Below are 25,522 nucleotides of genomic sequence, written 5' to 3'. Positions count from 1 at the left end.
CCTCATAGGCGAGCAGCCCGGCGGTGGTCGCGTCCGCCGGGGCGAAGGTGTAGTCGGCGAGCCGGCAGCCGAACTCCGGGCGCATCGGCCGCTCCCCCGGCGTGGTCCCCAGGATCAGGTACATCGCCTGCTCGATCTCGCTGACACCGGTGGTCATCGCGAAACCGCCGGTGACGTCGACGCGCACCGGCCAGCTCCATCCAGCACCGAGAAAGCCGGTGGATGCCAGACCCACTCGCCGCTCACCGCCCCCGTTCATGACCCGACGCTCCTCATGGCCCGACGCTCCTCATGGTCCGACCAGCACGCGCAGGCCCGACCCGGCGACGCTCGCCGGAAGCTGGCCGCACTGAGTCACCGAACATCCCGTGTAGGCCATCGGCCGCCCCTGGGCCAACACAGTCCCGCTGCCGGCCAGTACCTGGCCCCGCTGTAGCGCGGGCAGCATGAACGGGTCGCTGACGTGCAGCCCGGCATGCGGCGGGGTGCTGGTCCCGGCGGAGCCCGCAACCGCCACCGGCTGCCCGCCGACAAGGACGCCGGTCGCGAGCCCCTCGGTCAGCGGTGCCGCGAACGGCAACGGCGCGGGCGAGGGCATCGGCCCGCCGGACGGGCTCGGCACCTGGTGAATCGCGCACATACCGGTGATCTGGTCACCAGCGACAACCGCCGCGGCTCCCACCGTTGGCCTCCCTCATCCGCTCGCCTCAGCTGGCCAGCTGGCCAGCTCACTCAGCTCAGTTGAGCTTGATCACAGATCCCTGCACAGTCACGTCCGCGCCGCTGCGCAGCGTCAGCCCCGCGTCCGCGGAGATCGAGCCCTTGCCACGCGCCGAGATGTCCAGATCGCCGTCCGCGGACATGCTTATCTTTCCCCTGGCCCGGACCACCACATCCGCGGCGGTCTCCACCGTCAGGCCGCCGCTGTCGTGGTCGAGCAGGATCCGGACCCGGCCACCGCTGGTCAGGATCTCGATGTGCTCAGCGCCGTCGGCGTCGCTCACGACGATCTCGTGGCCCTTGCGGCTGCGCAGCCCCCGGCGGACCACCTGGCCGGCCGCACCGTCGACACCCCCGTCGAACGGCGGCGCATCCACCCCGTTGTGGAGGCCCCCGAGGACGAACGGGCGGCGCGGGTCACCCTGCTCGAAGACCACCAGTACCTCGTCGTCGACCTCGGGCAGCATCAGCAGGCCACGATCGGGACCGGCGCCGGGCATCGCCACCCGCGCCCAGTCGGACTCGTAGTCACCGGACAGCCACGGCAGCTTGACGCGCACCCGGCCCCGGTTCTCCGGATCCGTGATGTTCGTGACCACCGCGGGCACGGCACCGGCGATGCCCGGACGGCGGGGGCGCGGTGCCGAGGTGAGCCCGAGCAGCGAGCGGTCATGCGGCCCGCTCGCGGTGAACCGGGTCCGGTAGCCGGACGCCGCGAACACATGTTCGGCGTGGGAAATGGTGAACCTGCCATCGAGGCGGCCGCCGGTCTGGCCGACGCTCACCGCCACCCCGGCCAGCAGCCGCGGATCACCGCGCGCGACTCCCTCCGCGGCAAGGCTGGTACTCGCGATCCGTTCGGCCGCCGCCACGGCCGCCGCATCGCATTCCGCCTGCGTCGCCAGTGGCAGCGACACCGTGACGTGCCGGGCCGCGGCAGCGCCGGAACCGCCACCGGAGCCGGGGGCAGCTCCGGATGCGGAGCCGCCCCGGGCGAGGTCTGCCGGCGCGTCGCCGATCCGCGCCGCTCGGGTGCGCGCGGGTGCCGTAGCCACCAGCTCCCGCTTGTTACGGTCGTCCCAGCCGCGGACCTCGACCTCCGCGACCTGCTCGGCCGCTGTGACCCGGGCGGAGAACACCTCCAGGTTGCCGCCCGGCGTGAAGACCAGCCGGTCCGGACTGTCGTAACCGCCCGGTTGCGGCCCGTCGCCCGCCTCGGCCGGCCGGACGAAATCCAGCTTTCCCGCGCGGATCAACAGCTGGTAGTCAATCTCGCGGGCACGCCGGACGAGGAACTCCCAGTGGGTCTCGTTCAGCTGACCCACATGATCGTGTACAACGGACGTCGCCTCGACCGTCCCGGTCGCGATCCCCGCCTCGGACGCTATCCGCCGGACCAGATCGGAATCCGTGACATTGGCGTAGGTCGCCGTGTGCACGCCGTTGAACAGCGCGTACGAGCTGTCGTAGGCGACCGCGGTGGCGGTGGCGCCCCGCTCGTCATAGCCGAAGCCCAGACTGTAGATCGTGCCCTCGAACAGGGTCTGCCCGGTGGTCTCGCCAGGCCGGGCCGCCGCCACCCGCAGCGCCGCCCGGAACTCGAGACCGGCGCGGGCCAGCATCTCCCGGCCGGGGTCGTCGAGAACGACGTGGCAGGAGTCGGGAGCGGCTAGGTCGCTGTTCACTACCACCTTCCGGAGGCGTTCGGCGACCTCGAGCGGGACACGCTGACCGTCGAGGTAGAGCGTGGGAAGCGCCCCGTAGGTGTTGTCGGCGGCCATCGTCTCACCGTCCGTCCAGGTCAGCCCGGTCAGGCAGCAGCAGGTGCGCGCCGATTGACAGCCGCATCGGATCATCGATGCCGTTGGCCTCGGCAAGCGCCCGCCAGCACGCGGCGTCGCCGTAGGTCCGGTAGGCGATACCGGCGAGTGTGTCACCAAGCGTGATTTCATGGGAACGACGCGCGGCGCGCGCCCCAGAGGTCGGGTTGGTTCCGGCCACCGGCTGAGGTGCCGCCTTCATCCCCAGCGACACCTCGGCCCGGATGGGCGCCCCCGCGCGGCTGAACAGCACGCAGTTCGCCTCGACGCTGGTCAGATGCCCGATGAACTTCCGGTCCCGACCGACTGCGAAGCCACCCCAGTTGAACAGCAGCTCGGGAGGGCTCGGCGAAGGCCCGTCGCGGGAGTCCTCAGTCGGGTTCGTCCAGTCCATGAGCTGCTGCACCTCGCCCATGACGCTGCCTTCCGAGCGCACACCCGCGTCCAGCAACAGACTGAAGTTCAGCTCCACCTCCCCCGGGCCGCGATAATGCGGGCGGGACGCGTCCCGGGCCGCCTGGACCGGCTCGCGGTGAAACTCCGCCCGCTTGGTCATCCGTACCGCCGACGGGTTGAAGTGGAAGGTGACCCTTGTTCCCGGCTGGTCACGCTCACACAGATACGCCTTCTCAAATCCCATGGCCGCCTCCCCTCCCTGACTGTTTCCTGGCGCCCCCGGCGACCACTACGAGCGCCCGGCAACAGGGGACGCGGCGTCCGCGGGGCTGGGGCACGCACCTCGCCGTCTTGTCGTCGGTCGCCACCCAATACCTCCGGTCCGCCTCGCGATGCACGCACCCCAGCCCCGCTCCTTGATCCACACCCCTATTGCCGGGCGCTCTAAGCCAGAAATCCCTGGTGGGCCAGTTCCAGCGTTTCGGTGGCAACCTTCGCCTGATCTGTTGACAGGTGCGGCCCGCTGTAGCGGACGGGACACACTCCGGTCATCGTCCACTCCGCGACCGGCTCCCGGTTGTCGTTGAAGGCCACGACGGTCGCGACCACAGCCCGAGCGGCGCCCTCCTGCCGAAACGAGCTGAACCACGCGCTCAATTTCTTTGTCGACCCGTCGACAGGACGGGTGAGCTTGAGGTTCTGATAACGGACCCGCCCGAGCAGCTGATGTTGGAATCCGTTCTCACCGCCCTCGTCGTAGGTTTTCACCTCGTAGCTGGCCTCCAAGCCCTCGATCGCGGTGAAGACAGCGTCAAATTTCATGTGCTCCGGAACACCTTCGATGAGGACGTGAAAACGGAGGCTGTTCGCGGGCTCGGACACGGGTGGACTCCTGGGCTCCGGTGGGCCGCCGAGCGTGCGGGAAGACCATGACCGCGCACTCTTCGGCCTCCTGGCAGACGGGTCGGGCTGGTCAGACGGGTCAGACAGCGGTGGACGGGGGTCAGGCTGGATCAGCGAGCAGACCGCGGCGCTCCCGGTCGGCGAGCAGGTCGGCCCGCAGCCGGCGGGTGATGCGCTCGTACAACTCGTCCGCCAGCAGGGGCAGGTCGACCAGCGGCGGCGTGGCCGTGGGATTCTCCCCGCCGGAGGCGGCGGCCGGTGGCGGTGCCGCGGGGACCGGTGGCGCCGCGGGGACCGGTGCCACGCCAGGCGCTGGCGCGGCGACACCCACCGGCGCAACCGCGTCTCGTGCCACGACCGCCTCTCGCGCCACCACCGGGCCGGAGGAAGTGACCATCGGCTGCGCGCGGCGTGCCGTCGCAGCCACCCCAGCCCCATCCCGTGATCGCCGTGCGCCGAGGCCGGTCATCGGAAGCATGCCCGCCGGCCCGCCAGCGGGCATGGCAGGAACAGGCACATCGGTAGCAGGCATGGCGGTCCGGGCGACAGCCTGCCTCGATGGGAGCGTGACCGTCACGGGGACAGCTGGAACAGCCCCGTCCCGGATGATCGGACCGAGGCCGACGGAGCGCTGCCGCCGCACGTCCGGCGGGGAGACTGCCGACTGGTACCGCGTGTCCGGCACCGGCTGCGGCTCGGTGGGCAGATGTAGGCCGCGGCTGCCCGCGTTCGCTTCACCCAGGTCAACCGGGTCATCCGCGTGATCCGCCGCTGCCAGCACGTGTCCAGCGTCGGAGGTCAACGGCTGGCGGCTCCGCGCCGCCGCGGGAGTGAGCGGCTTCGCCGCTGTCGCCGCTGTCGCCGCTGTCGGCGATACCGGCACTGTCGGCACTGCCGGCGGCAACCGCGGCGATCGTCCCGAAGAGGAGGGATTCGACGATGAGATGCCCGACGGCCCAGCATCGCCCGCGACTGTCCGAAATACGGTTGTCTGAAACGACGGTCCAGGTGGGTGTGCCCCGGCGGTGTCCGCTTCACCGGTCAGCCCGGACAACACCGTCTCGGCGTAGCCATCGGAGCCATCCGCAGGCATGGCCGGCGGCGGCATGATCGGCGGCATGACCGGCGCTGGCCACGAAGGGCTGACCTGTATGGGGCTGGATCCTGACCGAACGCCGGGAGCGTCGTGTGCTCCGCGTACACCAGTGTCAGGCGGGTCGACGGCGGGCCGAACCGTGACAGGCAGCCCGAGGCCACGCCGGAGCACAGGAGCCCCGCCGGGGGCGGGGTACGCGCCGGACGTTTCGACCTCGATCACCCGCCCGCGCCGAGCCGCCCCGGGTCCGGCGCTCGGACGCCCAGCCGCTCGTGCCGTACTGCCCGTACCGGCCATGCCGCCTGTACCGCCCATGCTGCCTTCCGCGGAACGCGCAACGAAAGGGGCTCCAGCGGCCGTGTCCGGTTGCGGGTGTGGTGACGCATCATCCGTATCCGTGCACGGGGCGGTGCCCGCGACATCCGCGGTCGGGGCCATGGGCGGCACCCGCACCTCATTCGCCGCGTCGCTGTTCACCGCCTCGCGTGCCGCCGACCCCACCGGCATGGCGTCCGTCATCGGGGGTCGTGGCCCGAGGCTGCGAACCAGCGGTGCGGGCAACGAGGCGGCCGTCCACGCCACGCCGACAGCACCACTTTCGCCGGCAGGGTGAGACCGCAGCGTCCGTGGCGGCCAGCCGGCGGGAAGCTCGACCACCTCAACTAAATGATCAAAACCCACAGCCGCCCCCGCGGGCTGTTCGTGGGCCGGGGCCACGCCAGGCAGATCTTCGCCGATGGAGGGTGCTGCCAGAACACCGGCCGTGGCCCCGGCGCCAGGCCAGCGACGCTGGATGATCCCGAACGGCTGGGTGGGGGCCGAGGCAGGGGTCGGAGCGGGGGTGCGGCGCCGCGACAAGCCGGCAGCGGTTTCCCGGCTCGGCGGTGCCGTTGCGGCACGCGCGGCGGCGGTACCGGGAACAGGAATGATCGTCATACCGCGAAAAGATCCACCAAGTGCCGGGCTGACATCCGGCAGGCGCTGAAGAACGATCGGCGCGGGCGCGCGGCTGCCAAGGCCGCGGGCGAAGCCGACCGGATCGGCCGTGACCGGATGCCGCCCGGCGGTACGTGCCATCGGCGCACGCGCGTCCCATCCAGAAGGGACCGGCGCCGACGACGTCACCCGCGCTGCCGAGCCCTCCGGAGCGGGGGTGGCTGCCGGCCCGCCGACGCTGCCGGGGCGCCAGCGGGCCGGCAGCCATGGAAGTCCCCGCATCGGGCTACTCCTCTCCGAATACTGGCTGATCGGTCATGGCCTGGGCCGCGGCGAGAAAATGCTGGCGGTCGGGATGCTCGAGGTCGAGGATCTCTGCCAACGACCAGTGAAAGCAGGCTGCGACGTACGCGACCTCGTCGAGCAGGCGGTCGGCCGCGTACGTCAGAATCCCCCCGGGGCATCACCGGCCACGTCGACGGTGAAGGCGTGGCCGCACGACGGGCAGGTCACGGCGGCGTGGGTGTGCCCCTCCTGATTGATCCGCCGGTACAGATCCTGAAGAAAGGCGAGGTCGGGGGCGAACAGGCCTTCGATCACCGCCGGGGTGACGGCGCTGACGGAGCCGAGGCGGGTGATGACCCGGGCCAGCAGCAGGACGGTCAGGTAGGCCTCGTTGTCCCGGACCCGGGGGTCCCGAAGCGGCATGATCTCATCCCGAGCGGTCGCCAGCCGCATCACACCGTCGCGATGCAGCTGACCGGAGTCGTCCACGTAACCGCGCGGCAGCTCGAAGGCGAACTCGGTCGTGAGCCCACGCGCCGCGCCCGCTGGCGCCACCGCCGTCCCACCCGTCGTCATGCCGTTCGTCATGCCAGCTCAAGCCCCTCGTGGACGAGCGTGACCTCCTCGATGGCGATCTCGCTGCCGCCGGACTGGAGGCTGCCGATGCTCACCTTGGACGGCCAGGCGTTGTGGAAGTTGAACCGGGCCTTCTCGCCACGGCCGTAGTCATACAGGACGACCGACCCGTTCTTGCGGGCGTCGTCAATCTTTCCCTCCTGCACCAGCTTGATCCACTTCCACCAGCCCGGATCATCGGTCTTTCCGCGCTTGAGCTGGATGTCGCCCCACTTGCGGGCTCCGGGCAGCTTCTTGATGACCGGGATACCGCCCTTTTTGTTCTCCTTGTGCTCGATCACCTGGATCTCCGCACTCAACCCGGAAACCTCCTTGAACTGGGCGATCGCCACACCGTCGATCTCGATCTGATAAGCGTAGTTACCGAGCGCGTCCTCACCGATGGGCATCGGCGTCTCCTTTTCATACCACTGAAGATCGTCCCGCTGACGTTCGCGTGGCCTGGTGGCCTGCTGTGCATCGGCTCCGCTATTCGCCGGCTCGGCTACTCATCGACTCCGCCGCCACCGCCCAACTGGGCGATACGGAACACGACGAACTCGGCTGGTTTGACCGGAGCCACGCCGATCTCGATGACAACCTGCCCGGCTTCGACGACCTCCGGCGGATTGGTCTCCTCGTCACACTTCACGTAGAAGGCCTGTTCCGCGGTGGCTCCAAACAATGCACCATCCCGCCACATCCGCAGAAGGAAGGCCCCCACAGTACGGCGCAGCCGCTGCCAGAGCTCCAGGTCGTTCGGCTCGAAGACCGCCCACTGGGTGCCGCCGAGAATAGACGCCTCGAGGTAGTTGAAAAGCCGGCGAACGTTGACATAACGCCAGGCCGGGTCGGAGGAAAGGGTGCGGGCTCCCCAGACCCGGATACCCCGCCCCGGGAAAGCCCGGATAACGTTGATGCCGGCCGGGTTCAGCGAGTCGTGCTCACCGCGGGTGATGTTCGACTCCAGGTCGAGCGCGCCGCGGACGACCTCGTTCGCGGGTGCCTTGTGCACACCCCGGGTGTCGTCGCTGCGTCCCCAGATACCGGCGACCGGCCCGCTCGGCGGGATGAACCGGTTATGGCCCTCGACCGGGTCGAATACCGCTACCCACGGCCAGTAGATGGTGGCGAACTTCGAGTCGTATCGGGCCCGCTCCCGCACCCAGTCCCGGATCTGCTGGGCGTTCAGGCCGGGCGGCGGGTCGAGGATCGCCATCCGGTCGCCCATGTTCTCACAATGGTCGATCATGGCCTGCTGCACCGCCTGGACGGTGTTCAGGTCGAGCTGGCCCTGTTCGTAGCAGAACATCAGGTCCGGCGCCGCGAGCATCGTGATGTCGTCGTACGCGGTGAGGCCACCCACGCCCGTGCGGGCAGTGACATCACCGACGTAGTCCTCCGAGCCCGCGCTCGGCGCCGGTGCCGGCTCGGCCCCGCGCAGCAGCACCTCACCGGCGACCGGAACGCGGTCGGCCACGGGCACCCCGTCGACCTCCCGCAGCCGGACGAGCCGTGACTGTTCGTTCACCACGGTCACGGCGTTGCGTCGGCCTCGTCGCGTGGTGAGGTTCGCGAAGCTCTCCACCGGCCGGCCATCCTGCTTGACCACCACAGTGAACGTGGGGTCGGGCGTCTCCGGCTCAGCGGGCGATTCGCCGCCCGGCGTGCCGTCTGTCGCAGGGGCCGAGCCGCGGCCGCCGGTCTGATCGGCAGAGGTCACCTCGACCGCGAGGCTCGCGCGGGTGGCACGGTCGGCTGCCTCGACCCGATAGGTGATCACTCCCGGCCGGGTGGCGCTGGTGAGTTCGGCCAACGGGACACCTGTCGGATCGTCACCGCCGGATCCGACGCTGACCACGTAGCAGGCGCCGCCGCCGTTGTTGAAGTAGTGGAAGACCGACAGCGGCAGGTACGCGCCGGGAACGAAGTCACCGAAGGCCCGCGTGAACTGGCCCCAACTGGTAAGCCGGACAGCCTCGTTGCGAGGACCGCGGGCAGTGAAGCCAACGAACGCGGCAACCGCCGTTCCCACCCCCTCGATCGGGCGTGACCCGGCCTCGACCTCCTCGACGTAGACGCCGGGCGACCGGTAGTTCGGCATGACGCGCTCTCCTCGCGCTAGCGGGCCGAAAGCAGCGCAATCATGCTCATTCCGCGCTGCCGGAGGCCCGATCCCCGGGCCACCGTAAGGGTCCGGATCAAGCCTGGCCCGCGGGCGCCGTCCCGCCAACGTCCGTCAGCGCCGTTTCCCGTGCACTGCGCCCGGCCCGAACGTGCAACCGACGCTCCATCCGTCGGCCGCTGACATGGCTGACACCGACATGACCGACAAGGCACGTCCGAAAGGCATGGCAGTATGTCATGCTGAAGAACATGGGCACGACAACAATTAAGATCACAACTGAACTACGGGATCGCCTGGCCGGCGTCTCCGCCGACCTGGGCGGCGTGACGCTCGCGGAGACGCTGCAGTGTCTGGTCTCCGAGCATGAGGAGCGGGCCGCACTGGCGGCCTACGACCGGCTGCGCGCAGACGAGCCGGAATGGGCCTCCTACCTGGAAGAATCACGGCTGACCGACAACGCCGCCGGCGACTGGCTGCGGCGGGACGGCGCAGTCGGAACAGCGTGAGGGACATTCGGCCGTGGCAGCTCTGGATCGTGGACTTCGGAGACCCCCTCGGCAGCGAACAGGCAGGCATCCGGCCGGCAGTCGTGGTGGCGTCCGAGCTGCACTGCCGGTTCCCGATCGACATGACCATCGTGGTGCCGACAACCACCCGGGACCGAGGGCTCCCCCACCACGTGCCGATCGCTTCGCCGCAGTCCGGCCTGAACCGGCCGAGCTGGGCCCGCACCGAGGACATCACGGCCATCTCCACCAGACGCATGCCGAACGATCAGCCGATCGGCGAGCTGACCCAGGCCGAGGTGAACGACGTCAACCGCTGGATCCACCGGATGATCGCGCACTGAGCACGCCCGCACCGCCGCCAGGTCACACAACCTCACCCCACACTTCCGCTGCGCGATCCTTGACTATGGCCTCTCCTTGTTCAAGATTATGAGACGACCTTGAACAAGGAGCGATCACGGCGACGGTGGGACATCTCAAACGCCTTCTAACGACGTCCTTGCCGGGAACCGACGGCATCAGGCAACATCGACCAGAATGGCATCTGGGTGAAAATCCTTGGCGGACTTAAAGACTGCCAGGCAATGGCCGGCCGTACCGGGTGACGCGGCCGTCAACAATCCGACAGGTCCGTGCTGGCGGGATTCCGGCTGTCGTCCGTTCCTTTCCGGTGGTGTCAGTTGAGCGGCATGACCCGCACGATCCGGATGGACGTGCCGGAGGTGCCGGCGAGGGGGAAGGCGACGCTGCCGTCGGTGTAGGCCTTGGCCTCGACGTAGGTGTGGTACGGCACGGCGATCGTGAACTGGGCGCCCACGGCCTTGCCGGTGGTGGAGTCGTACACCTGGGCGGCGATCGAGGATCCGGACTGCCAGGTCAGGAACATTCTGGCGGAGCCGTAGGCGACCAGGTGTGAGTGTTCGGTCTTGGCGGCGGTGAGGACCGTCTGGTCGGACGCGCCGGTGGAGAAGTGCTCCAGCCGCGCCTGGTTGCCGTTGCTCCAGGCGGTCCAGTAGCCACGGGTACCGGCCAGCACGATGTCGCCGCCGAACAGGGTCCCGTTACAGACCCAGGCGCGACGGTCTGGCCGGTGTCGGGGCGGGCGATGCGGCAGTTGTTATCCGTGGCGCAGAGCATTGCGAAGTGGCCGGTCCGGGCGTCCCAGGTGATGTGGGAGTCCCAGGCGTGGCTGCAGCCCCAGTCGAAACTGCCGTGCCCGGAGACCGGGGAGCCGGTGCCCAACCAGGTCAGCCACAACCCTCCGCCAAGTCGTGCACGTCGGTGAAGTCCCACGCCTCGGCGCGGTGGCTGCAAGCACCTGTGGCCGTCATCCCACGAGGTAGGTCTCATAGACGACGGCTCCTGCCTGGCGGCCGGCAACGCCGATGAAGATGCCCTTGTTCAGCCAGTCGAGGTCGGGGGTGGCGGTCTCGATCTGGGTTGAGGTGCGAAAGGTGTACTCGCTGGGGTCGACGTCCTCGCCGCGCCCGAGACGGGCAAGAACCTCGGCGCTGCCGTGGCGCACACCGCGTGATTGAACGTAATCGAGCGTGACCTCAGCGCGGGGCTGTGAGAGGCGAGCACTACGTACCTGCCTTCGGTCGCATCTGGATGTCACCTCGCCACCAGTTGCTGGCCGCCGTCGATGTCGTAGGTCGCGCCGGTGAGCGCCGTATTGGTCATGATGTGCACGGCGAGCGCGGCGACGTCGGCCAGCCCCACCACGCGCCCGATGGGCAGCGTCGCGCGGAGCTGGTCGCGGCGCCTGTCGAGATCATCGCCGAGCAGGGACGCGGACAACGGCGTGTCGACGAAGCCGGCGGCGATGAGGTTGACCCTGATCGGCGCTACTTCGACCGCCAGGTTGGCGATCAGTGCGGGCAGCGCGGCGGTGCCCGCCGCAATGAGCGACAGGCCGGGTCCCCGTGCGCGGCCGCCGGTGCCACCCATGAACAGCAGCGTGCCGCCGGGCCGCACCCGGCCGACGGCGTGCTGCGCGACGGCAATGGCCAGCCACAGGTGCTCGTCGAAATCGCGGTGCGCCCGCTCGCGGTCCAAGTCGTCCAGGCGCGCGTAGTACGGGCCACCGCCCGTGACCATCACGTGGTCGATCGTCTCGGGCAGGTCGCCGAAGAACCGGTCGAGGGCGGCCGGATCGGTGGCGTCGAAGGCGGCGCTGCTCAGCGCGCCGAGTTCGGACGCGGCCCGCTTGAGGCGGTCGGGATTGCGGCCGGTCAGGACGACGCCGGCGCCCTCGGCTCGGGCCCGGCGGGCCGTTTCGAGCCCGATGCCGGCGCTGCCGCCGATCACGACGACGGTCTGCCCGGGCAGCGCGGGTTCGTACTGGATGGCAGGGAGTGCGGATGCGGTGGTCATGATTCCTCCAGCGGCTGGTGCCGGATCACGATGTCGCCGGGCCCGGGTGGCGGTCCGCCACGACCTCGCCTCCTCTCCTCGCCGATGCCGGTGGCCTCTCTCAACGCCACCAGCGTGAGCGTGGTGTCCAGGCTCGCGCCACCCATCGTCGAACTCCAGAAACGCATAGCGCATCACCCAAAGGACGTGGGCTGTCGCACTGCGCTGACATCGTTCTACGACCTGGTGTGGATCAGCTCTTTCTTATAGGTCGTGAAGAATGATTCAGTAACGGCGTTGATGTAACATTGACCGGCGAATCCCAGCAGTGCGACGCTGATCGTCGGAACCGTTCTCCGGCGTTCCGGGCGCTTGATCAATGAGGTCGCGGCATACCTCAGAGATCTCACGATTACCACCCGTCAGATCACGGATCCCCACGAATGCACACCCAATGCACACCCCGCCAGCATCACGGACAGTAACCGGAATGAGAATCTCAAACACGTTCTCAGGGCACGCCGTACAGATTCCGGATTCCCTGCTCGATGGTGCCGAACCAGTGCGCGATGTCGTCCGGGATCGACGTCACCGCATTCCGGCCCGATTCGGCCGCCTGGCCGACAGCCCGCCCGCCCTTGCGAGCCAGTACTCCGGTCATCGGTCCGATGTTGCCCTTGACCACCGAGTAAAGGGCATTGACCGACGGATCCGGTGACAACGCATGGGCGAGCGCAGGATCCCAGACGGCCGGGTCAGTGGAGAAGGCTGCGATGCTCTGCCACGGCCCGCCGCCGACGCGAGCGAGATCGGGGACGTAGTCGACAGCGGCCGAACCCCGAGCCGTGCCCCCGGTCGTGAGCACGTCCTGGACCGCGTCCCGGGATGCCTTCGAGGCCAGCTCGGCCATCCTCGCGGTCTCCGGGTGGCCGCCGAGATTGGCGTCCCCGAACGTCGTCCACTGTTGGCCGAGTGCGTTACGGACCTGAACGCCGTGCGCGTTGTAGTAGTCGTGGACGGTCTTGAGCAACAGGCTCGACGCCTTTGCGCGTAGTGCCCGCTCGAAGACGGCCACCACGTTCACGGCATCGTCGGGGAGTAGGCCGTCGGCTTGGGCGCAGCGCACGCAGGCGTTGTAGATCGCCTGCTCGTTGCGCGTGAAGAAATCTGCGCAGGTCCGGCGTCCAGCGTCGCCGGAGACGAGATGGCCGGCGGCGAAGGCGTCGGTGAGAAAATGGTCGGAGAACGCAGACGCCAGCCAGGCCTGGGCTTCGTATCGCTCGGCCGGGACAGCGGCGGCATCCACCACGCCCTGACCGTGCTCACCGACGCGCACCTGGTCACCACCCACGAGGACGCCTTCCACGCCCGACGGACGAGCTTCACTCTCGCCAGACCAGTACTGCGCCTGCACCAGCTGGTGATCCGGCCCCAGGAGACCCGGCTGTCACTACGTCGCGGCGCGCAGGTGTGGGCCGAACTCGCCGACACCGTCTCCGCCCGCATCTACGGGCCGCACTTCGAAGACGTCGCCCGCACCTGGTCGCTGGCCTATGCCTGGCGTGGAAACAGTCGGGGGACGGGCGAGCCGCGTCCAACCGGCGACCGTCCGCTGCCCCGACGCGACATGCCCGGCCCGCGAGCACGGGATCGACGCGGTCGTCATCGAGGTACGACCCAACGAGCCGGACCGGGTGCTGGCCATCGGCGAGGCAAAGTGGCGAACCGCCCCCGTCGACGTCGACGTCGACGAGCTGACCCGGCTCCGGCACATCCGCTCGGTCCTACCCGGTTCAGTCCTGCCCGGTTCGCCCGACGACGTGAAACTGCTGCTGTTCTCCCGTGCCGGCTTCACTCCCGCTCTCACCGTGGCAGCTGCCGCCGCCCCCGACGTGGAACTGGTCGACCTCGACCGCCTCTACACCGGCTCCTGAACCCCAAGCCGATCCTGCCCTTCGGGGCAGTCACCGGTGCGCAAAGTCCTGGCTCGGATGGGATGATTTCCGACTGAGGACGACCCATAATCACCGTGGCGTGACGAGTTCGGACACGCATCCGCCGGGAGGGCGATCGTGGAACACGACAGCGTGGACGGCCCGCTAGCCGCGGGAACCGTACGCCGCAACGAGCCCGCGAAGCCGCCGGAGGCGCGTCCCGCGAACGAGATCATGCCATTCGCAGCGGGCGTGCCATCCGCGGCGGGCAACGCCGCGTTCAGCCAGCTCGTCCACGACATCCGGACGGTGAGTGCGTCCCGCGGAACGCAGACCCCGGCCACAGCCGGCAGCGCGGCCCTGTCCCGCAGTGCGCTGTTCCGTAACGCGCTGCGCTCACAGGGCGCCGGGCCTCTCGACCCGGAGACAGCCGACGCCATCCAGGCCCGTCGGGGAGCGGGATCGCCGTTGTCGGAGCCGGTCCGCGCCGAGATGGAAGGCCACCTCGGCGTCGACCTGTCAGCGGTACGGGTACACACCGACGGCACCGCGGCGACCTTGAACCGGGCTGTGCAGGCCGAAGCGTTCACCACCGGCACAGACATCTTCTTCTCCCCGGGCCGCTTCGACCCGTCCTCCCCCGCCGGCCGCGGGCTACTGGCGCACGAACTCACCCACGTCGTCCAGCAGTCCGCCGGTGCCGGCGGCCCCGGCGGCACGGTCAGCCACCCCGACGACCCGGCCGAACGGGAAGCCGCCGCGGTCGGCGCACAGGTCGCCCGCCAGGCCGCCCCCACGCCCGACGAGGACGAAGAACCCCCCGCAACCACCTGATCCACCTGGTAATCCACTGATCGACCCAGGGGTTTTCCCTGGACTTGACGGTCGATCGGGAAAATCTCTGGACACCTACGTGGCAGGGCCTTATCAAGAGATGTGTTCTTCCCTGCCCCGGCGATAGAACCGGCGTTCAGCGCTGGTCGGGTGTCAGGCTCCGTGCAGAGCCCCGTTACGGACTCCGCCGACCCCCTGGAAAACGGAACCAACGCTGGTGTAACTTAGTCGCGCCACAAGGAGCGGGGGCATGCCGATGGCGAGCAAAACGGAGGATTCGAGCGTCCGCAGCCTGCTATTTGATGATCTTGTTTTGGAGTTTTCAGAAAACCTCGAATGGGCTGAGGCGACATCCGCACGCCTCGGTCTCGATACGGCTTCAGGAGCCCGACTGAGGGACCAAGCCGCTCGACTCCGCCGCCGGCTTCGGGACCGCAACCTGTACATCGCCGTTCTCGGCGAATTCAACAGTGGCAAGAGTACCTTTATCAACACCTTGATACGGCATCGTCTCCTGCCCACCGCATCCGTCGTGACCACTGGCACTGCAACAGAGCTTCGTCACGGCCCGTCCGTCGATGTCGCCTTCTGCCCGCGCGGGTCGGACCGGATGTTCTCTTTCTCCGCAAGTCTCCCGCGGCAGCCAAGCGATGACTTCGAACGTCAGTGGCGACGGATCTCGGGTCGGATCGTCGCTCCACGGACGGTGCCTGAGGCCGTAGCCCTGCTGGTGGCTGATCCCCACGTGAGCGCAAACGTCGAAAAGGTCTCGATCAGCCATCCGGCAGCGCTGCTGGCCAACCAGGTGGTGGTGGTCGACACTCCCGGCATCAACGCGTCGGCCGAGCATGAGGACGTCGTCGACCGGCTTCTCTCGGAGACGGCGGATCTGGCTGTGCTGCTGGTGCCGAGCAACGCTCCGGTGTCGCAGGTCCTGTCCAATTTCCTTGCCGGCACCTTGTACCGCCACCGCGACCGGTGTGTCTTCGGGGTCACCAAACTCGACCAGGTTCCGGCTGCCCAGCGACCACGCCTTCTCGAGGTCGTCCGCAAACGGCTCGAGCAGGCCGGGGTACCGGCACCACGGGTGTTCTCCTGTGGCGGTGGCTCGGTTCTGGATCTCCTCACCGAGGCCGGTGGCAGCGCGGACGCCGCTAACAGCGACGGCAACAGCGACGGCAACAGCGACGCTGATGCCCGCCGGCTCGCCGCGGAGTTCCGCGAATTCGAGCGGGAGCTGACATCGCTGGCCAGGCGGGCGAGTTTCCTGGCGATCAGCACCACCACGGCGCACATCGTGGCGGACCTGCTGGAAGAGGTCACGAGCTGCGTCGCGACGGCCCGTGCTCAGCTCACGTCGGCCGAACGTGCGCTGGACGGCCTTCGGGTACGCGACCTCGGGGGCTTCCTCACCGAGGCCCGTTCGGAGGCCGTAACGGATCTTCATGCGGTGGCTCGTGCGCAGTCGGCCGGCGACGAGGCGAGGGCCGCGCAGGTGCGTGCCGAGCTGCTCGCCGAACTGTCCGGTGAGGTCAACAGCTGCCCGAGTCTGGATGCGCTACAGGTCCTCGTACGTGACCGCATCCCGGAACTGGTCCGCACGCGACTGGAGGACTGGTTCACCGACAGCCGCGACACCATGGCCCGTTCGTTGGCCGTGAGTTGCGACACGACGCTGGGCAATGTCCGGAGCTCGTTTCAGGACGAGTACCGGCGGTTGGCCGATCTGGCCGGTCGGGTGGCGATGGTGCTCGTGTATCCGTCGGTTCCCGATACGCCGGTTCGCCGCGGCGTTGACATCGACTTCTCGGCCGTGCAGGCGACGGTCGCCGAGCATCTGCGAACTGAGAACCAGCTGATGGGCGGGGGTGCGGCGGCGGGCGCCGCGCTCGGAACGAGCATCTTACCGGGCCTCGGGACGGTGGTCGGCCTCGTTCTCGGCGGCATGCTCGGTGCGGCCGGCAGCGACGGCCAGCTCGTCAAGGCACGGGAGAAACTGGACGAGCCGTTACGACAGGGCGTCATGTCGGCGTTCGACGAGACGCGTGCCCGGCTGGCCGCAGTCACCGACGAAGCGGTCGCTGCCCAGACGTGGCGGTGTGAACAGGCTCTCGAAGCGCTACGGCAGGCCGCCGGCCAGCCGGTACAGGACCTCCTTGATTCTGAACGGGCGCGTCGGGCGGAGCTGCGAGGACAACTTGCCCAGGTCACCCAGGCCGAGAGCGAGTGCATCCGGCGGGCGTCGTTACTACGGACCCGCCAAGAACAGCTACGGACCGCACGGGAGAGCCTGCAATGATCGATTTTTTCGACGCGATGAACACGGACAGGCCCGCCCCGGATTCGGAACCCGTGGACGACGCGGCGGCGCGGTCGGGGCGCCCTGCTTCGACCGACGCGCGCCCGCCGAACTTGGTGAGTGGTGTCGTGGGCGAGCTCGACGGTTGGCTCCGTTCGGCACGGGAACTCGCCGTGCAGGCGGATGCTGATGCGCTGGTCAGTGAGCTGGATGTCCTCGCCGCGCAACGTCGGCGGGCCGGATTCCGCATCGCCGTCGTCGGTGAGTTCAACCGCGGGAAGTCGACGCTGGTCAACCGGCTCGTGGGGATGGACCTGCTCCCGACCGGCCCTGTCCCGACGACTCGTAACTTCGTGCTCGTCACCGATGGCAACACCGAGAGGGACACCGGTCACCACGTCCCGGCGCTACGGATCCGATGGCCGGACGGATCCACCGAGATCCGTGCGGCCGGTCCGGATATCTGGGACGGCCTGCTGATAGACGACGAGGTGGACATTGCCGGCGCGCCGGTGGACGAGGAACCGGACCTGCGGATCGAGACGCCGAGCGAATGGTTGGCGCAGACCGACGCCGAGGTCATTGACACCCCGGGAACGAACGAGGCACTGACCGACCGTCACCTACAGGTCCGGCGTGCCGTGACCTTGAGTGACGCCACCGTGCTCGTGGTGTCTGCGCTGAGCCCGCTGAGCCAGACCGAACGCGCCCTGCTTGAACAGGAGATACTGCGCCGCCGGGTTCCGTTTGTGGCCATCGCCGTGTCGTTCCTCGACCAGATCGACACCGTCCACCGCGACGATGTCCTTGCGGCGTTGACCAAACGGGTTCATGAGTCGGCGCCGGCTGTGCCGGTACTGGCAGGGCCAGCCCCCGAGGGCGGCACGGCCGAGCTGGCCGCCCTCCGGCGCCAGCTCGCCGAGTTCGCGGTTCGGGGCGAGGCGGGTCACTGGCGGGCAAGGAAGATCGCATGGTCGGTGGCCGAAATCTGTGACGCCGTTGCCGACGTGGCCGAGAGCACGCTGTCGGCGTTCCAGCGCTCGGCCGAGGAGCGACGCGCCGAGGTCGAACAGGGCCGGGCGGCGATGGCCTTCGACCGGGCGGTGTGGGAGGAGGTACGGGTCCAGCTCGACGCCCGCAGGCTCGCCCTCGTCGGTCGGGTTCGCGACGTTCTACGGGCCGATCGGGCAACCATGGCGGACAACCTCGCCTATGAGCTGGAACAGGCTGACGACCCGAAGGCGTTCTGGGAGCGGGAGCTGCCAACGCGCGCCCGCCGGGAACTCGTGGCCCTCACCCGCAAGGTCGAGGACCTGATGCTCTCCGGGGTGGCGGCGGACGTCGACTGGCTCGAACGGACGATGGCGGAGCGCTTCGGCGTCGCAGGCGCTGGCGGCAGCGTCGCAGGCGCTGTCGCCCGACCGCGGCCGGCGTTGGCGACACCGGACGTCCAACCCGGCGGAACCGTCGCGGAAGTCGGCCGGCGACGTCTTCTCACCCGTCTCGGTGCGGCCTCCGGCGCCATCTCGGGCTACCTGCTCGGCAGCGCGGTCAGCGTGATGTTCCCGCCGGCGGTTATCGGCATCGCCGGCGGGGTGGCGGGTGCCGCACTCGCCAGGCGCTCGCTGCAACATGCGACCGACGAACAGCGCGAAGAGGTCGCGGTGCACCTGCGGCGATTCGTCGACGACGCGGTCGAACGTTTCACCGAGCAGGTCTCGCGCGACCTTGACCGACTGCACCGCCAGCTCGTCGGCGAGCTGGAACAACGGCGAGCGATATTGCAGAAGGCGCGCCTTGCTGCTCTCGCCGAGCCGAAGGTCGGCGACGAAGCGAATTCGGAATCAGTGCAGGACAGATGTACAAGAATCGCGAATTCCGCCCGCACACTCGCCGTCCGCATTCACGAATTCATCGAACACGACATTGAGCGCGACATCGACAGCAACGCCGACGTTGACATCGACGGCAAAAAGAAGATGGAGGGGAACCGCGATGCCGATTAAGGATACCCGATCCGCCAGCTTCGAGGAAGCTGAGCGGCGACGGCACCAGCTACTCGATGTGGCGATCGAAGTTGGCGCTGTGGCGAAGGCACTCGGATTGACCGATGCCGCCGCCGGTGTAGAGACGGTCGCGCGCCGGGTAGGGTCCGACTCGTTCGTCGTCATGGTTCTCGGTGACTTCAAACGGGGAAAGAGCACCTTCGTCAACGCATTGCTCGGCGCCCATGTGCTGCCCTCCTTCCCCTGGCCGTGCACCGCTGTTCTCACCGAGGTGCGCTGGGGTGCGGAACCTGAAGCGGTGTTGTTTCCCCGGCTGGCTGAGAACGACGGGCCACAGGCCGGGGAACCGACCCCCGTCACCGAACTGGAAAGCCGGATCGTCATCGACGTCGACAGCCCGGAGGAACACAGCAGGTACGAGCGCGCGGAGATACAGTGGCCGCTCGACCTCTGCCGCAACAACGTGGTCATCGTCGACTCGCCGGGGCTCAACGAGGACCCGATCCGTGAACGGCTCACCCTGGACTACCTGACCTGGACCGACGCGGTGATTTTCGTTCAGGACGCCCAGGCGAACATGTCGATGAGCGAAGCGCATTTCGTTACCACCTACCTCGGCAGCCATGACCCCTTCTTCGTCTTCAACAAGATCAATTTAATTCCCGAACAACAGCGGGACAAAGTACAACGGGCAGCGATGGTCCGGCTACACCGGATCAGGCCTGACCAGGCCGGGGACGATGATCAGCGGGTCTTCTGGGTGGACGCGCTGGCCGGCATCGAGGCGCGCCTCGCCGACGACCCGCAGAAGTGGGAGTCGTCGGCGATGGCGCTCGTCGAGCAGGCGCTGGAGAACTACCTGGTGACCGAACGCCACAAAATCAAAATCATGGTTCCGGCGAGAGAGCTCAGAATACAACGAAAGCAGCTGGTGGAAAGCATCCTGGCGCAGCACCGGATGCTCGGCGAAAGCCTCGAAGAGCTCGCCAGTCGGTACGACGCGGCTCAGGGGCCACTGCGCCTGGCGGAGACGGATGCGAACCGCATCGCCGGCTCCCTGCGCAACCGGATGACCGAACTGCATCAGCTCGTCGAGCGCCGCGTCTGCGCGCAGCTCGAGCGGCTGGCGGAGAAGGTACCCGACTGGGCCGCCGAGAGCACTCCAGAGGCTCAACTGCGCGTGCTTCCCACCAAGGTTCAGGAACAAGCCGAAGCGGTGGCGAAGGAGATTGCGGAGACCACTTCCCGCCGGGTCGAGCAGGCCTTCGCCGAATGGTTCGAACAGGAGTTCGCTGGAGAACTGCTGGGCCGGGTCACCGACATCTCCCGCGATCTCGAGCACGAGGTCGCGGCCTTCGAAGAAGGCGTCCAGGCCATCCGGCTGGATATGACCGGTATTTCCTCAGAGGCCGCCACCGGTGGCAGCACCGACGACGAGACGGCACTGAGCCGTCTGCTTGCCGGCGTGGGCGGGTTCGTCCTGGCGGGACCGGCCGCCGGGCTGGCCGGGCTGCGCCTCGGCCCACGTGACATGTTGAAAACCGTGTTGCCCGCGATGGCGATCATGCTGGCCTGGGCGTTCACGCCTCTCGGCTGGCCGGTTCTTGCCGGGGCCCTCATCGCGCAGGGCCTGTTCCAGACACGCAGCCTGCTCGACCGGGCTCAGGACAAGATCAAGAAACAGGTCGGCCTGGAAATGGCGAAACAGCTCCGGTTGCGGGCGTTCGAGACCGGTAGCCAGGCCGCCGACGACCTGGACAAACAGCTTCTGGAGTTCCAGCACGCCGTCGAGCAGGGTCTTCAGACCCAGCTCGCCAACGTTCTCCAGGAGGTCGAAGCGGTGCTGGTTGCGAAGAGGGACGGTGAGAAGGCGGTCGCCAGGCGCCGAGCCGAACTGGATTTGCTTTCCAAACGGCTGGACGAGGCCGTCACCACTCTCAACGAGATCGTCGACGACATTGCGGTACTCTGAATCCCGTGCCACCGTCCATGCGCGAGGTTGACGTGGAAAACCGGGTAAACCGGGATCGGCGGCGCGCCCGATAATTCTCGAAATGGTGATGTTCAATCTGGAGGCTCGAATGTCGGGGGCGAACAACGGGCCAACCGGTGGATTTTGGCATACCCCCCTCGGAGTCGGCGTTCTAACCGCTATCCTCGGCGCGGTCATCACCGCCGCCATAACTCCGGTGATCGCGAATTCTCAAGGAATTTTTAAGAACAGCGACGCTGTCCAGCCTTCGGTTTTCGCATCGCTGTCGCAGGCTCCCGCGCCGGTAGCACCCGTGTCGTCGTCCCCGCGATCACCGTCTCCCGTATCGTCACATCCGACAGCGCCGGCACCCACTCTTCATGCTCGTGACTACGTGCTCACCGAAGGCCTCGAAACGGATGGCCTCGTGCGCGACAGCATCCCCAAAAACTCGCCGGAGTCGCAGGACTCGGACGCCAAGTTCGCGGCCTGCCTCGGCGTACCGATCGCTCAGGTCCAAACCCACGCCATCGACTCGGCAGACGGCCCCGATCTCAAGAGCGCCGACGAGCTAACCTATGTCAACTCGCACGCGGACGTCCTCCCACCGGCCGAGGTGACCCGCGACCGAACCGTTTTCGGCCTCGCGCAGGCTGCCAGATGCGTTGGCCTGCTCTTCTTCCCGATGTTCCAGAAAGAAATATCGGGCAATGGCTGGAGCGCCACGCTCGACTCGACGCACAGCATGAGCGCTCCGGCCGGAGCCACAATCGCAGTACGCATAGCTGTCACCATTACCGCCGCCAACGGCAACTACATTCCCTGTACGTTCGACAACATCTTCATCATGTCCGGCCGCGTTGAGACCTGGATCAGGGTCAGCCAGCTGAACGGGACACCAGACCCGATACTCGAGCAGAACCTGGCCCTCCAGGTGGCAGGGAAAGCCGCCCGACAGTAACCACCAGCACTCCATGATCCGGATTGCGGATGAGAAGCGCCCCCGATAGCGCGGCCCGCGTCGAGGTCACAATCTGTTCATGCTTAGCATACCGCCTGCTCCGGTATTTTCTATCTGGTAATCCGCTGATTGCATCAGGGGTTTTCCATGGATTTGAGAGCCAACCAGAGGAATCTCTGGACACCGGCACGGTGGGGCCTTATCAAGGGATGTGGTCTTCTCCCCCCGCGGTGGCACCGGCGTTCAGGCCTGGTCGGGGCGCCCCGTTGGCATCGTCGGCCCGGTCGTCGCTGGGGCGGCGGGCGCCGCGTTCGCGACGTTCGCATTGCGGCTGCCGCGGGTGGGTAGCCCGTTCCCTGGGTGGGTGGACGTGCTGACCCAGCCGGTCGGGGTGGTGTTTCTCGCGTTCGGTCTGTACGTCTGGGTACGGCGGCCCGAGATCACCCGAATGGGTGCCCTGTTGTGGACGGTCGGCTTCACCTGGTACCTGGGGGACCTGCAGTGGAGTCATAACCGTGTGCTGTTCACGATAGGCTTCTGGGGCTTCTATCTCAACGCGGTGCTGCTCGCTCATGTGCTGTTGGCCTCCCCCGACGGTCGGCTCAAGAATCGCCTCGAGCGGGCAGCCGTGGGCGCCGGCTACGGGGTTGCTGTCATCACACAGGGTCTGCGGATTCTCGCGGAACATCCATTGGAACCCCAGGGCTGGGGCAGTTCCACTGCGAAGATCTCTGCCTGGGCGCCGATCGGAAGCGTTCTGATGGTGGCCGTCGTCGCATTTGTTATTATTTTGGTTGTCAGGCGGTGGCATACCGAGTCTCCCGCGCAACGCAAGGCGCGTGGGCTGTTCTGGCCCGCAGTGACGATGATCGGCGTAGTCCTGGTCTGCCTTGCTCTGGCCGCATTCGTGCGTGCGCCGCTTCCCGTTATCGGCTGGCTGTTGGTTGCATACGCGATGACGCTGCTGATGCTCGGTCTGGCGACCGTGGCCAACGCGGTACGCATGCAAGTCGGCCATCGGCAGGTATCGATGCTGCTGGGTCGCCTGCAGGCGCGGCCCGACGACAACGGCTGGCTACGCGACGCGCTCGCCGAGGCGCTCGTCGATCCCTCCCTGACACTTCATTATCGACGAGCGGACTCCGGTGATTATGTGGATTTTCATGGGAATCCAGCGCCGCTGCCGCTCGGCGACATCGGCCGAGCCATCACCTATATCGGAGAATCAACAGCCCCGCTCGCGGCCATCACGCATGATCCATACCTCAGTCGGCATAGTCAACAACGCGAAAAACTGGATGCCGTCGTAGGTGCCGCCGAACTCGCCATCCGCAACGCCCAACTCCTGCTGCAGGTAGAGAGCCGCGCTCATCTTCAGGGTATAGTCGATGTCGAGATGCAGACTCGAAAGAAGATCGGTGCGGAACTGCACGACGGGCCGCAGCATCAGCTCTCCGCGATCAAGCTCATGATAGGCCAAAGGCGCACTGCGGCTTCTGGGAACGAGCGTGAATGGCTGCAGAGGCTCGATACCCTGGTGCAGGATTCTATTCGAGATCTACGAGAAGTCACCCAGGGTGTGTACCCGTCGCCCCTACGCCTGCACGGGTTGGCGCAGGCGCTTGATACGCTCGCCGAGAAGTCACCCATACCGTTGGTTATCGAGGCGAGTCCGGGGCAGTGGCCCGAGAAGGTGGCGGAGACCGCTTTCTTCATCATCAGTGAGGCTACCGGAAACGCGCTGCGGCACGCGGACGCCAGCCACATCACCATCCGGCTGTCGTCGGTCGGTACTGCCATGGTGGTGGAGATTCGGGATGACGGTATCGGCGGAGCCAAGCTGAAAGAACGCGGCGGTGGCCTTCGGGGCATGCATGACCGGGTGGCCGCGTACAGCGGTTCGCTGCATGTCGAGAGTCAGGTAGGAAAGGGAACCACGGTGCGAGTGATGTTGCCATGCGAGTGATCGTCGCCGAGGACAGCGGTTTTCTCAGCACAATGATCGCAGAGGGTCTGACAGAACGAGGAGTTGATGTCGTCGGGGTCGCCAGAACAGCGCAGGCTCTGCTCGACCTGACTGAATCCGCGCAGCCGGACATAGTCACCCTCGATCTCAGCATGCCTCGCGGACAATCCGACAGCGTCCCGGAACAAGGCGTCGGTCTCGAGGTCGCACGGGCGATCCGTCGGACGAACCCGCGTATCGCCCTGCTGGCCGTGTCCCAGTATGGCGAGTTGCCGTGGGTGGAAGAAATCATCAGGTTGGGACCGCGTACTGGTTATCTTCTGAAGGACCGTATCGAGGACCTCCCCGAGCTGATCAATACCATGCGTGCGGTCATGGAAGGCGATACTAAAGTCGATCCATCCCTCATTGTGAAGCTCGTCGAGCGTAAACGTCACAACGACCGAATCGATCGTCTCACCCCGCGTGAACGCGAGGTCTTCACTCTCGTCGCCCACGGTTATTCCGACAAGGCGATCGCCAAGCGGCTACATCTGTCGCAGAGCGCTGTGGAAGGGCACGTACGCTCGATTTATCGCAAGCTCGAGATCTCGGTGGTCGCCTCACCGGATTCGGCTGGCCAGACCGACGATCTCGACAGTCGAAACCGACGTGTCATGGCCACTCTCACATACCTCAGATGGGGCCGGAGCGAGTGACCGAAGTCGGACCGAATGACTGAAAAGGAGAATACAGATGGATGACAGATACGGAAATCCCGGCCGCGACAGAATGATCCATCAGAGAGACGGGCATCGTTCTTCGTCGTCGTTCCCCGACGCGGCGAACTCCTCCCCCAGCACACCCGCGATGGAACGGGCGCGTTTTCCCGGGATCTCCCACCGGGCATACGAGCACCCGTCGGCGCTGACCGCACTCACCGCGCTGAAGCGGGTCAAAGGATTCGATCTGATGTTGAAGTGGCTGCACTCGATGGTCGGCGAGCCGGTCGTGCGCATGCAGCATCTCACCTCCGCGGTGCGGGTCGGCCCACGACAGTTCCGGCGGTTACATGTAATCAAGGAGGAGGCCGGGGACATTCTGGACATAGGCGAGACGCCCGAGCTCTACGTCCGTAAAATGGGCGAGGTCAACGCCTTCACGGTTGGCATGGACCGACCCTTCATAGTGATCAGCACCGACCTGTTGGACCTGTTGGACGAAAACGAGCTGCGCTTCGTGATCGGCCACGAGCTGGGGCACGCCATATCCGGGCACTCACTTTATCTGACAATGGCACGCATTATCGCGAGCGCGGGCCTGGGTTCCTTCCCCGTCGCGGGCCTGGCGTTGGACGCCGCGGAGGCCGCGTTGATGGACTGGTCCCGCAAGTCGGAGCTCTCCTGCGACCGCGCCGGGCTGCTCGTGACGCAGGATTTCGCGGCATCGATCAGGACGCTGATGAAACTCGCCGCAGGCTCGCATTTCGACGAGATGAACGTCGCGGAGTTCATGGAACAGGCCGCCGAGTACGAGCTGGACGCCGGCGGCGTGCGGAACCGGATTTACAAGTACCTGCTGCCGTCCGGTACGCATCCGATCCTGGTGTTACGGGCCGCGGAGTTGGATCGCTGGGTACGCCGCGGCGAGTACGCCCGCGTCGTCGAGCAGCGTCAGTATCCGCTACGGTCCAAGGATTCCAGCGCCACGGTGCGTGATACCCTGCGCCAGCAGCTCGAGGCGGGGAAGGAAACCCGCCGGCAGAAGGCGACAGACCGCATCCTCCGCCGCTCGGCGCCCTCGGATGA

At 67.3% G+C, this 25,522-nt stretch carries 24 protein-coding genes; 11 read left to right on the top strand and 13 right to left on the bottom strand.

Annotation, left to right across the window (positions count from 1 at the left end):
- The 9 genes from MJ777_RS11585 to MJ777_RS11545 all read right to left on the bottom strand — a co-directional run.
- The coding region (locus MJ777_RS11585) for a GPW/gp25 family protein (RefSeq protein WP_239375975.1) at positions 1 to 259 on the bottom strand (259 nt) is incomplete at its 3' end.
- A gap of 30 nt (positions 260 to 289) precedes the next feature.
- Complete coding sequence (locus MJ777_RS11580; RefSeq protein WP_239375973.1) at positions 290 to 682, bottom strand: PAAR domain-containing protein; 393 nt, start codon at positions 680 to 682, stop codon at positions 290 to 292.
- A gap of 55 nt (positions 683 to 737) precedes the next feature.
- Positions 738 to 2,501, bottom strand: a complete 1,764-nt coding sequence (locus MJ777_RS11575; RefSeq protein WP_239375971.1) for a VgrG-related protein — start codon at positions 2,499 to 2,501, stop codon at positions 738 to 740.
- A gap of 4 nt (positions 2,502 to 2,505) precedes the next feature.
- A complete protein-coding gene (locus tag MJ777_RS11570; RefSeq protein ID WP_239375969.1) occupies positions 2,506 to 3,180 on the bottom strand; it encodes a LysM peptidoglycan-binding domain-containing protein in 675 nt (224 codons plus the stop codon).
- A 200-nt stretch (positions 3,181 to 3,380) separates the two neighbouring features.
- Positions 3,381 to 3,818, bottom strand: coding sequence for a phage tail protein (locus MJ777_RS11565; RefSeq protein ID WP_239375967.1), 438 nt, complete (start codon positions 3,816 to 3,818; stop codon positions 3,381 to 3,383).
- A 121-nt stretch (positions 3,819 to 3,939) separates the two neighbouring features.
- The gene (locus tag MJ777_RS11560) at positions 3,940 to 6,153 is read right to left on the bottom strand and encodes a hypothetical protein (protein ID WP_239375965.1); all 2,214 of its coding nucleotides are present in this window, start codon (positions 6,151 to 6,153) and stop codon (positions 3,940 to 3,942) included.
- 162 nt (positions 6,154 to 6,315) lie between these two features.
- On the bottom strand, positions 6,316 to 6,732 hold the full coding sequence (locus MJ777_RS11555; RefSeq protein WP_239375963.1) for a hypothetical protein: 417 nt from the start codon (positions 6,730 to 6,732) through the stop codon (positions 6,316 to 6,318).
- Positions 6,733 to 6,740: 8 nt separating this feature from the next.
- The gene (locus tag MJ777_RS11550; protein ID WP_239375961.1) at positions 6,741 to 7,181 is read right to left on the bottom strand and encodes a phage tail protein; all 441 of its coding nucleotides are present in this window, start codon (positions 7,179 to 7,181) and stop codon (positions 6,741 to 6,743) included.
- Positions 7,182 to 7,276: 95 nt separating this feature from the next.
- Positions 7,277 to 8,875, bottom strand: coding sequence for a phage tail sheath subtilisin-like domain-containing protein (locus MJ777_RS11545; RefSeq protein ID WP_239375959.1), 1,599 nt, complete (start codon positions 8,873 to 8,875; stop codon positions 7,277 to 7,279).
- A gap of 260 nt (positions 8,876 to 9,135) precedes the next feature.
- Between MJ777_RS11545 and MJ777_RS11540 the strand changes: the two genes are divergently transcribed.
- Positions 9,136 to 9,405, top strand: coding sequence for a hypothetical protein (locus MJ777_RS11540; RefSeq protein ID WP_239375948.1), 270 nt, complete (start codon positions 9,136 to 9,138; stop codon positions 9,403 to 9,405).
- A complete protein-coding gene (locus MJ777_RS11535) occupies positions 9,402 to 9,749 on the top strand; it encodes a type II toxin-antitoxin system PemK/MazF family toxin (RefSeq protein ID WP_239375946.1) in 348 nt (115 codons plus the stop codon). Before MJ777_RS11540 ends, MJ777_RS11535 begins: the two co-directional genes overlap by 4 nt.
- 335 nt (positions 9,750 to 10,084) lie before the next feature.
- On the opposite strand, the gene MJ777_RS11530 is transcribed toward MJ777_RS11535, so the two are convergent.
- The 4 genes from MJ777_RS11530 to MJ777_RS11515 all read right to left on the bottom strand — a co-directional run bounded on the left by MJ777_RS11530 (position 10,085) and on the right by MJ777_RS11515 (position 13,177).
- Positions 10,085 to 10,444, bottom strand: a complete 360-nt coding sequence (locus tag MJ777_RS11530) for a hypothetical protein (RefSeq protein ID WP_239375944.1) — start codon at positions 10,442 to 10,444, stop codon at positions 10,085 to 10,087.
- 291 nt (positions 10,445 to 10,735) lie between these two features.
- Complete coding sequence (locus MJ777_RS11525; protein WP_255724049.1) at positions 10,736 to 11,026, bottom strand: DUF3237 family protein; 291 nt, start codon at positions 11,024 to 11,026, stop codon at positions 10,736 to 10,738.
- A complete protein-coding gene (locus MJ777_RS11520) occupies positions 11,023 to 11,784 on the bottom strand; it encodes an SDR family oxidoreductase (protein WP_239375940.1) in 762 nt (253 codons plus the stop codon). Before MJ777_RS11520 ends, MJ777_RS11525 begins: the two co-directional genes overlap by 4 nt.
- Positions 11,785 to 12,274: 490 nt before the next feature.
- Positions 12,275 to 13,177: a hypothetical protein gene (locus MJ777_RS11515; RefSeq protein ID WP_239375938.1), complete on the bottom strand. Its 903-nt coding sequence runs from the start codon at positions 13,175 to 13,177 to the stop codon at positions 12,275 to 12,277.
- Between the two features lie 139 nt (positions 13,178 to 13,316).
- Here MJ777_RS11515 and MJ777_RS11510 point away from each other — a divergent pair, with 139 nt between their 5' ends.
- From MJ777_RS11510 to MJ777_RS11470, 9 genes are all read left to right on the top strand, one after another.
- Positions 13,317 to 13,697 carry a hypothetical protein gene (locus tag MJ777_RS11510; RefSeq protein WP_239375936.1) on the top strand — a complete coding sequence of 127 codons (381 nt, stop codon included), beginning with the start codon at positions 13,317 to 13,319 and terminating at the stop codon, positions 13,695 to 13,697.
- A gap of 138 nt (positions 13,698 to 13,835) precedes the next feature.
- The gene (locus MJ777_RS11505) at positions 13,836 to 14,531 is read left to right on the top strand and encodes a DUF4157 domain-containing protein (RefSeq protein WP_239375934.1); all 696 of its coding nucleotides are present in this window, start codon (positions 13,836 to 13,838) and stop codon (positions 14,529 to 14,531) included.
- A 250-nt stretch (positions 14,532 to 14,781) separates the two neighbouring features.
- Complete coding sequence (locus MJ777_RS11500) at positions 14,782 to 16,830, top strand: dynamin family protein (RefSeq protein WP_370652707.1); 2,049 nt, start codon at positions 14,782 to 14,784, stop codon at positions 16,828 to 16,830.
- Positions 16,827 to 18,836 carry a dynamin family protein gene (locus MJ777_RS11495; protein ID WP_239375932.1) on the top strand — a complete coding sequence of 670 codons (2,010 nt, stop codon included), beginning with the start codon at positions 16,827 to 16,829 and terminating at the stop codon, positions 18,834 to 18,836. The genes MJ777_RS11500 and MJ777_RS11495 overlap by 4 nt, the downstream gene beginning before the upstream one ends.
- Positions 18,826 to 20,808 (top strand): dynamin family protein, encoded by a 1,983-nt coding sequence (locus MJ777_RS11490; RefSeq protein ID WP_239375930.1) that lies wholly within the window; start codon positions 18,826 to 18,828, stop codon positions 20,806 to 20,808. Before MJ777_RS11495 ends, MJ777_RS11490 begins: the two co-directional genes overlap by 11 nt.
- Positions 20,809 to 21,202: 394 nt before the next feature.
- A complete protein-coding gene (locus MJ777_RS11485) occupies positions 21,203 to 21,769 on the top strand; it encodes a hypothetical protein (RefSeq protein WP_239375928.1) in 567 nt (188 codons plus the stop codon).
- A 211-nt stretch (positions 21,770 to 21,980) separates the two neighbouring features.
- Positions 21,981 to 23,735: a sensor histidine kinase gene (locus MJ777_RS11480; RefSeq protein WP_239375926.1), complete on the top strand. Its 1,755-nt coding sequence runs from the start codon at positions 21,981 to 21,983 to the stop codon at positions 23,733 to 23,735.
- Positions 23,726 to 24,433: a response regulator transcription factor gene (locus tag MJ777_RS11475; RefSeq protein ID WP_239375924.1), complete on the top strand. Its 708-nt coding sequence runs from the start codon at positions 23,726 to 23,728 to the stop codon at positions 24,431 to 24,433. The genes MJ777_RS11480 and MJ777_RS11475 overlap by 10 nt, the downstream gene beginning before the upstream one ends.
- 37 nt (positions 24,434 to 24,470) lie before the next feature.
- The coding region (locus tag MJ777_RS11470; RefSeq protein ID WP_239375922.1) for a M48 family metallopeptidase at positions 24,471 to 25,522 on the top strand (1,052 nt) is incomplete at its 3' end.

Source organism: Protofrankia sp. Cj5 (genome assembly GCF_917627405.1).
Taxonomy (GTDB): Bacteria; Actinomycetota; Actinomycetes; order Frankiales; family Frankiaceae; genus Protofrankia.
This window is presented reverse-complemented; position numbering and strand designations above follow the sequence as displayed.

What these genes read in the sequence shown, in the direction of transcription:
- MJ777_RS11490 (WP_239375930.1), top strand. Translation starts at nt 18,826, where the DNA reads ATGCCGATTAAGGATACCCGATCCGCCAGCTTCGAGGAAGCTGAGCGG.
- MJ777_RS11550 (WP_239375961.1), bottom strand. Translation starts at nt 7,181, where the DNA reads ATGCCCATCGGTGAGGACGCGCTCGGTAACTACGCTTATCAGATCGAG.
- MJ777_RS11475 (WP_239375924.1), top strand. Translation starts at nt 23,726, where the DNA reads ATGCGAGTGATCGTCGCCGAGGACAGCGGTTTTCTCAGCACAATGATC.
- MJ777_RS11500 (WP_370652707.1), top strand. Translation starts at nt 14,782, where the DNA reads ATGCCGATGGCGAGCAAAACGGAGGATTCGAGCGTCCGCAGCCTGCTA.
- MJ777_RS11510 (WP_239375936.1), top strand. Translation starts at nt 13,317, where the DNA reads ATGCCTGGCGTGGAAACAGTCGGGGGACGGGCGAGCCGCGTCCAACCG.
- MJ777_RS11545 (WP_239375959.1), bottom strand. Translation starts at nt 8,875, where the DNA reads ATGCCGAACTACCGGTCGCCCGGCGTCTACGTCGAGGAGGTCGAGGCC.
- MJ777_RS11520 (WP_239375940.1), bottom strand. Translation starts at nt 11,784, where the DNA reads ATGACCACCGCATCCGCACTCCCTGCCATCCAGTACGAACCCGCGCTG.
- MJ777_RS11570 (WP_239375969.1), bottom strand. Translation starts at nt 3,180, where the DNA reads ATGGGATTTGAGAAGGCGTATCTGTGTGAGCGTGACCAGCCGGGAACA.
- MJ777_RS11555 (WP_239375963.1), bottom strand. Translation starts at nt 6,732, where the DNA reads ATGACGACGGGTGGGACGGCGGTGGCGCCAGCGGGCGCGGCGCGTGGG.
- MJ777_RS11495 (WP_239375932.1), top strand. Translation starts at nt 16,827, where the DNA reads ATGATCGATTTTTTCGACGCGATGAACACGGACAGGCCCGCCCCGGAT.
- MJ777_RS11540 (WP_239375948.1), top strand. Translation starts at nt 9,136, where the DNA reads ATGCTGAAGAACATGGGCACGACAACAATTAAGATCACAACTGAACTA.
- MJ777_RS11560 (WP_239375965.1), bottom strand. Translation starts at nt 6,153, where the DNA reads ATGCGGGGACTTCCATGGCTGCCGGCCCGCTGGCGCCCCGGCAGCGTC.
- MJ777_RS11575 (WP_239375971.1), bottom strand. Translation starts at nt 2,501, where the DNA reads ATGGCCGCCGACAACACCTACGGGGCGCTTCCCACGCTCTACCTCGAC.